Genomic DNA, 7,369 nt, shown 5'->3' on the forward strand with positions numbered 1-7,369 from the left:
ACACCGCTCCCAAGTTAAGCAAAAAATGTCTGGCGAACCCTGCCTTTACCGCCGCACTGTGTGCTAGTCATGACCCGGAAAGATGACACCGGAGCACGCCGTTTTGCCGGGGTGCCCCGAGGGAGATGATTGCTCATGGAGCGCAGACACCCGCTGGCGCGCGATACGATGGCTTACGTCCTCGCCGGAGGACGCGGCGCGCGGCTCAATGAACTGACCGACAAGCGCGCCAAACCGGCGGTCTATTTCGGCGGCAAGGCCCGCATCATCGACTTCGCACTGTCGAACGCGGTCAATTCCGGCATCCGCCGCATCGCCGTGGCGACCCAGTACAAGGCGCATTCGCTGATCCGCCACCTGCAGCAGGGCTGGGACTTCTTCCGCTCCGAACGCAACGAAAGCTTCGACATCCTGCCCGCCTCGCAGCGCGTGTCGGAAGGCCTGTGGTATCAGGGCACCGCCGACGCGGTGTACCAGAACATCGACATCATCGAGAGCTATAATCCGGAATTCATGGTCGTGCTCGCCGGCGACCATGTCTACAAGATGGATTACGAGCTGATGCTGATGCAGCACGTCGAAACCGGCGCCGACGTGACCATCGGCTGTCTCGAAGTCACCAAGGCCGAGGCCAAGGGCTTCGGCGTGATGGCGGTGGACGAGAAAAACGTCATCACCGATTTTGTGGAGAAGCCCGCCGATCCGCCGACCATGCCGGGCAAGACCGACACCTGCCTCGCCTCGATGGGCATCTACGTCTTCCGGACCAAGAAGATTTTCGAGGAGCTGAGGCGCGACGCCGCCACCGCCGGCTCGACCCGCGATTTCGGCAAGGACATCATCCCCTATCTGGTCAAGCACGGCAAAGCCGTGGCGCATAAATTCTCCGACAGCTGCGTGCGCGCCAGCGCCGAGGCCGAGCCCTATTGGCGCGATGTCGGCACCATCGACGCCTATTGGGAAGCCAACATCGACCTTACCGACGTGGTGCCGAAGCTCGATCTCTACGACACGACGTGGCCGCTGTGGACCTACGCCGAAATCGCTCCGCCGGCGAAATTCGTCCACGATCTCGAAGGCCGGCGCGGCTCGGCGGTGGCATCGCTGGTGTCGGGCGACTGCATCATCTCGGGCTCGCATTTGCGCCGCTGCCTGTGCTTCACCGGCGTGCGCTCGAATTCGTTCTCGGTGCTGGAAGACGCCGTGATCCTGCCGCGCTGCAAGATCGGCCGTTCGGCGCGCCTCAGGCGCGTCGTGCTCGACCGCGATGTCATCATTCCGGAAGGTCTGGTGGTCGGCGAAGATCCCAAGCTCGATGCCCAGCGCTTCCGCCGTTCCGAAAAAGGCATCTGCCTCATCACCCAGGCGATGATCGACAGACTGGCATAAGGCCATGAGCTTGCGCGCCTTCTCCGTCGTTTCCGAAGCCTATCCGCTGATCAAGACCGGCGGCCTTGCGGATGTAGCGGGGGCGCTGCCGGCGGCGCTGAAGCCCTATGACGTGGCGGTGACGACGCTGCTGCCGGGCTACAAGCCGGTGCTGAAGGCGCTGACCCGTACCGAAGTACTGCACTCCTACGCCGACCTGCTCGGCTGCGAAGCCACGCTGATCGCCGGAACCGCGGGCGGACTCGATCTCATCGTGCTCGACGCGCCGGAACTGTTCGGCCGTGGCGGCGGGCCCTATCTCGATCCGTCAACCGGCAAGGACTGGCCCGACAACTGGATGCGCTTCGGCGCTCTGGGACGGGCGGCGGCCGATCTCGCCGAAGGAAAAATTGGCGACATCACCTTCGACATCGTCCATTGCCACGACTGGCAAGGCGCCCCGGCGGCGGCGTATCTGCGCTATGACGGCGCCAGCGTTCCCTCGATCGTCACCATCCACAACATCGCCTTCCCCGGCTGGTTTCCGCCCGAGACGTTTTCCTATCTCGGGCTGCCGCAGCGCGCGTTTTCGATCGAAGGCGTGGAATATTTCGGCGGCGTCGGGTTCCTGAAAGCGGGGCTGCACACCGCCGATGCGATTACCACCGTCAGCCCGACCTACGCCGAGGAAATCCGCACCGCGGAATACGGCATGGGATTGGAAGGTCTGATCAAGGCGCGCGGCGACCGCGTCTTCGGCATCGTCAACGGCATCGACACGACGGTGTGGAATCCGGCCAGCGATCCCAATCTCGTCCAGCAATACGATCTGCGCACGCTGCATCTCAGGCGCCAGAACCGGCGTGCGGTGGAAAAGGCGTTCGGGCTCACCGATGCCTTCGGGCCGATCTTCTGCGTCATCAGCCGGCTCACGACGCAAAAGGGCATGGACGTATTGGCTTCGCTCACCGACGATCTCGTCGCCATGGGCGGACGGCTGGCGCTGCTCGGCTCGGGCGATACCAAGCTCGAAACCGCGTTCATCGCCGCCTCCAACAAGCATCGCGGCAAGATCGGCGTCACCATCGGCTACGACGAGGCGCTATCGCACCTGATGCAAGGCGGCGCCGACGCCATTCTCATTCCGTCGCGCTTCGAGCCCTGTGGCCTGACCCAGCTTTACGGCCTGCGCTACGGCTGCGTGCCGGTGGCGGCGTGTACCGGCGGCCTTGCCGATACCATCATCGACGCCAACGAAGCGGCGGTGAATGCCGGCGTCGGCACCGGCTTCCTGTTCGACGGCGTCACCCGCCAGAGCCTGACCACCGCCATCGCCCACACCATCGCCCGCTATGGCGATCGCAAGGTGTGGAAGGGTTTGCAGGAGCAAGGCATGCGCGCCGATTTCTCGTGGGCGCGTTCGGGCCGGCAATACGCCGATCTCTACCGCCGCTTCGCGAAGACCGGCGCCGCAAAGGCGGCGGTGCGGACCCTCTGACCGTCGGGAAAACGGGGACCGTCAGCGCACCGCTCCTGATCTTGGCGGGGGGGGCTTTGATCTGGGCGGCGCGCTGACGGAGCCCTCAGGCGAAGGCCTCAACCTCCGCCGTAAGCTTGTCGATGCCGAGCAGCGTCACCATCTTGCCGTCGAGCACGGCGATGCCGTCGACATAATCGTTCTGGTTCTCGCGCACGATGTCGGGCATCGGCTGGATCTGATCGCCGGCGACCGACAGGATGTCGAGCACCGCATCAACCAGCACGCCAGTCACCCGCTCGCCATGCTGCATGACGATGATGACGTGCGACGCGTTCGGCTCGGTCCGCCCCATGCCGAGGCGCGCCTTGAGATCGATCACCGGCAGCACGGCGCCGCGCAGATTGATGACGCCGAGCACGTAGTCGGCGGCGTGCGGCACCACGGTGGTCTCCACCCAGCCACGGATTTCGCGCACGCTCATGATGTCGGTGGCGAATTCCTGGCCGGTGGCGAGAAACTTGATGTACTGCCGGGCGCCTTCATTCGATGAATTGGCAAGCATGGCTCAGAACTCCGCCCATTCGTCGCTGGACGGCGCGATCTTCTGCGCCGTTGCGGCCGTGGAAATGCGTCCCGCGCCACCGACCCGGCGTGCCGGCCTGACCACCGGCCGGGCTGCGGGCCTTGCCGGCGCGCGTACCGGCGTTGGCGCAGTATCGGTTGCGGCAGCCGGCGCATCGCCGACGCGGAAGAACGCGATCAAATTCGACAATGTCTGGGTCTCGTGGGCCAGGTTGCGCGACGCCGCCGTCGACTCTTCGACCATCGCCGCATTCTGCTGCGTAACCTGATCCATCTGGCTGACGGCGGAATTGACTTCCTCGATGCCGGTCGCCTGCTGCTCGGCGGCTTGCGCCATCTCGGTGACCAGCGAATTGATCTGCACCACCTGATCGACAATGCGCTTGAGCGCATGACCAGTTTCGCCGACGAATTTCACGCCGTCGCCGACCTGCGCGCTCGAGGTGTTGATCAGCGCCTTGATCTCCTTGGCCGCCTCGCTCGATCGCTGCGCCAGCGCCCGGACCTCGCTCGCCACCACGGCAAAGCCCCGGCCCGCGTCGCCCGCGCGCGCCGCTTCGACACCGGCATTAAGAGCAAGCAGATTGGTCTGGAACGCGATCTCGTCGATGACGCCGATGATGTCGGTGATCTGCTTCGACGACTGGGCAATGGAATCCATCGCCTTGACGGCGGTATCGACGATGCGACCGCCCTCTTCCGCCGTCGTCTTGGCCGTCGATACGCTGACGGTGGCTTCCTTGGTGTTGACCGACGTCTTCTTGACCGTCGCAGTGATCTCTTCCAGCGCCGCAGCGGTTTCCTCGAGACTGGCCGCCTGCTGTTCGGTGCGACGCGACAGGTCGTCGGCGGCGGTGGAGATTTCACCGGCACCGTTGGCGATCTGATGGGTTGAATCCATCACTCCCCGCAGCGTGTCCTGCAGGCGTTCCACCGCGTCGTTGTAATCGCGCTTGAGCTGGGCGAACGGACCGGTGAGGTCGGCATCGACGCGATGGGTGAGATTGCCCTTGGCGACTTCGGCAAGACCGGCACCGATACTGTCGACGATCAGCCGGGTCTGTTCGGCCTTCGACTGCTCCGCCGCCGCAAGCTGGTTCTTGAACGTCGTCATCGCTTCGGCAAGCTTGCCGATCTCATCCTGCTGGTCGGCGTGCGGCACATGCGCCAGCAGATTGCCGTTGGCGAGCTCGCCCATGGCATCGGTCATCGACCCGAGGGGCTTCGACACGCCGCGGATCAGCGCCAGACCGGCACCGATGCAGAGCACAACCGCCAAACCGAGCGCGATACTGATCCAGAGCCGGGCGGAAACATAGGTCTCGTGACCAAGTTCTCCTGCTGCCTCGCCACCAGCTCGGTTAAACTCGATGGTTGCTTCAACGGCGTCCTTTAGACCATTGAAGACCGTGCGCATCTCGCCGGTGATGTATTTCACGCCGGCTTGGCTGCCTTGCGTTTTGTGGATCTCCACAAGTTTGGCGTCCAGGGCGCGATAGGCTTCCCATTTCGCCATGATGCCATCGGCCAGCTCGCGCTCCTTGCCGGGCGTCACTCGGGTTTCGTAGCGCCTCAAGGCCTCATTGGCCGCCGCCTCGATGGTGAGCTGCGTCTTGTGGTCGGCCTCGGCCTGATCCCCTTCCGTCAGAAGTCCTGACGCCTGAAAGGCGCGATAGCGGGTGATATTGTACTGAAACCGACCGAGGCGCTGTATCGATGGCATCCAGTTTTCGCGCAAATCGGCAGCCTGCGTATCCAGGTGCGAAAGGCTCAGCATCGCGAACACGCCAAGCGCAATCGTCGTCAACAGCACGATCGCGAAGGCGCCGATCACTTTCTTACTGACGGACAGGTCTTTGAAATTCACAGCAGGGCTCCGGGGATGGGCGGTCTGACCATCTATCCCGCCTGCACATTTTAGAATGAGTTTACGGATGCCGGTGTTTTACGGCCATTCTCGCCGTGCGGTGGAGTGGCGAAATCCGTCAACCTCTCAAAAAGGACGTTTCGCCAACAATTCCGCCGTTTGCCGGGCCTGCCTCGCGATCAAAAATCGCGCATACGTACTTTCCGCAAGCGTTGCCAACGGTCGCGCGAAAATCGCAGTTCCATGAACGCAGCACGGGAACTCCGCAAAATACAACAGGGCCGTGCAGCGGAACGCCATTCCAACCCGCTCGTTAAGCTCCCGACGACAGCACGGAGCCCTGGCATGAACCCGACCGCAGATCCTTTGGCAGCATTGCTGATTGTGGTGGTTATCGCGGTGGCGGCAGTGGCCGCTTTTGTCCTCTGGCGTGGCCGCTCCGCCCGGCGGCTGCAGTCGCGCTTCGGCGCCGAATACGCCCGCGTGGTCCAGGAGTCCGGCAGCCGCAGCGTCGCCGAGGAGCGGTTGCGCCGGCGCGAAGCCCGGGTGCGCTCCTATTCCATCCATCCCTTGTCGCCCGACGAGCGCGCCCGCTACGCCGCGCAATGGCGCATGCTGCAGGCCAAATTCGTCGACGATCCGGCGGGCGCCGTGACGGCCGCCGACCACCTGCTCGGCGAAGTGATGCAGACACGCGGCTATCCGGTGATCGATTTCGAGCAGCAGGCCGCCGACCTGTCGGTCGATTATCCCGAGATCGTCCAGAATTACCGCGTCGCCCACGACATCGCGCTGCTGCATGCCCAGCACCGGGCCTCGACCGAGGATTTGCGCCGCGCGATGGTCCATTACCGCAGCCTTTTCGACGAATTGTCGAGCGAACCGCGCATGCGCGCGGCGTCCTGAGGAGACTCCATGACCAATCCCGATCCGAGCTTCGATCCCCAGAGAATGGCGTCAAACCGCGACCCCGGCGGCGAACCGTATGACGATCCCGAAGCGGCGGCGGCCGAACAGCGGGGGCAACTTTCAGAAGACGACCGCGTCGACGCCGATTTCAGTACGCCGCAAGATCGCGATGAGGCGGAGGAACAATCGGCGCGCCAGTTCGCGGTGTCCGAAGGCGATGCTCCCCTGCTTACCGCGGAACACGCCAGCGGTTTGAAGACGCAATGGGACGCGGTGCAGGCAACCTTCGTCGACGATCCGCGGCGGGCGGTGGAAAATGCCGATCACCTCGTCGCCCAGGCCATGGCGCGGCTCGCCGACACCTTCGCGCAGGAGCGTGCCAAATCTGGAGCAGCAATGGGGCCGCGGCCAGGAAGCCTCCACCGAAGACCTGCGGCAGGCGTTGCAGCGCTACCGGGCCTTTTTCCAGCGGTTGCTGGCGGTTTAGGTTTTTCGAACTCCGCGCTTCGTGCCCGAAAAGCCGTCGCCACGTTTCGGCGAAGCGCTTATTTCGTCCCGAACATGCGGTCGCCGGCGTCGCCGAGCCCGGGGACAATGTAGCCGTGATCGTTGAGATGATCGTCGATTGCGGCAGTCCAGATGTGCACGTCGGGGTGAGCGGCGTGGAATTTCGCGAGACCCTCGGGCGCCGCCAGCAGGCACATCAGCCGGAGGTTGTTAACGCCGCGGTCCTTCAGCATGTCGACGGCAGCGATCGAGGAGTTGCCGGTCGCCAGCATTGGGTCCATCACGATCACCAGCCGGTCGGCAATGTCCTCCGGCGCCTTGAAGTAGTATTCGACGCTCTTCAGCGTCTTGGGATCGCGATAAAGGCCGATGAACGCCACACGGGCGGACGGCACCAGGTTCAGCATCCCTTCCAGGAACGCCATGCCGGCGCGCAGGATCGGCGCGAACACCAGCTTCTTGCCCTCGATCACCGGCGCCTTCATCGGCGACAGCGGGGTCTCGATGTCGATCAGTGCGGTCGGCAACTCCCGCGTGATCTCGTAGCAAAGCAGCATGCCGATCTCGTTCAGCAGCTCGCGGAACTGCTTGGTGGAGGTCCCCTTCTTCCGCATGATGGTGAGCTTGTGCTGAACCAGCGGATGATCGACCAGTGT

General features: G+C 63.9%; 7 protein-coding genes. 4 read left to right on the forward strand and 3 right to left on the reverse strand.

Features of this window, described 5'->3' with window-relative positions; translation table 11 throughout:
• The first annotated feature begins 135 nt into the window (after positions 1-135).
• Both glgC and glgA read left to right on the forward strand, forming a co-directional pair.
• Positions 136-1,389, forward strand: a complete 1,254-nt coding sequence (glgC, locus tag AC1P6P_RS04365) for a glucose-1-phosphate adenylyltransferase (RefSeq protein WP_481401217.1) — start codon at positions 136-138, stop codon at positions 1,387-1,389.
• A 4-nt stretch (positions 1,390-1,393) separates the two neighbouring features.
• Positions 1,394-2,866, forward strand: a complete 1,473-nt coding sequence (glgA, locus tag AC1P6P_RS04370; RefSeq protein ID WP_481401218.1) for a glycogen synthase GlgA — start codon at positions 1,394-1,396, stop codon at positions 2,864-2,866.
• Positions 2,867-2,951: 85 nt separating this feature from the next.
• Here the strand turns inward: glgA and AC1P6P_RS04375 are convergent, their stop codons facing one another.
• Entirely contained in the window at positions 2,952-3,410 is a 459-nt protein-coding gene (locus AC1P6P_RS04375; protein ID WP_481401219.1) for a chemotaxis protein CheW, read from the reverse strand.
• Between the two features lie 3 nt (positions 3,411-3,413).
• A complete protein-coding gene (locus AC1P6P_RS04380; protein WP_481401220.1) occupies positions 3,414-5,297 on the reverse strand; it encodes a methyl-accepting chemotaxis protein in 1,884 nt (627 codons plus the stop codon).
• Positions 5,298-5,642: 345 nt separating this feature from the next.
• Here AC1P6P_RS04380 and AC1P6P_RS04385 point away from each other — a divergent pair, with 345 nt between their 5' ends.
• Together AC1P6P_RS04385 and AC1P6P_RS04390 are read left to right on the forward strand one after the other, a co-directional pair.
• Positions 5,643-6,203 carry a hypothetical protein gene (locus AC1P6P_RS04385; RefSeq protein WP_481401221.1) on the forward strand — a complete coding sequence of 187 codons (561 nt, stop codon included), beginning with the start codon at positions 5,643-5,645 and terminating at the stop codon, positions 6,201-6,203.
• Positions 6,204-6,212: 9 nt separating this feature from the next.
• Positions 6,213-6,806, forward strand: coding sequence for a hypothetical protein (locus AC1P6P_RS04390; RefSeq protein WP_481401222.1), 594 nt, complete (start codon positions 6,213-6,215; stop codon positions 6,804-6,806).
• On the opposite strand, the gene upp is transcribed toward AC1P6P_RS04390, so the two are convergent.
• Positions 6,752-7,366 carry a uracil phosphoribosyltransferase gene (gene upp / locus AC1P6P_RS04395; RefSeq protein ID WP_481401224.1) on the reverse strand — a complete coding sequence of 205 codons (615 nt, stop codon included), beginning with the start codon at positions 7,364-7,366 and terminating at the stop codon, positions 6,752-6,754. The genes AC1P6P_RS04390 and upp overlap by 55 nt on opposite strands.
• Positions 7,367-7,369 lie beyond the last annotated feature (3 nt).

This window comes from Rhizomicrobium sp., assembly GCF_056722145.1.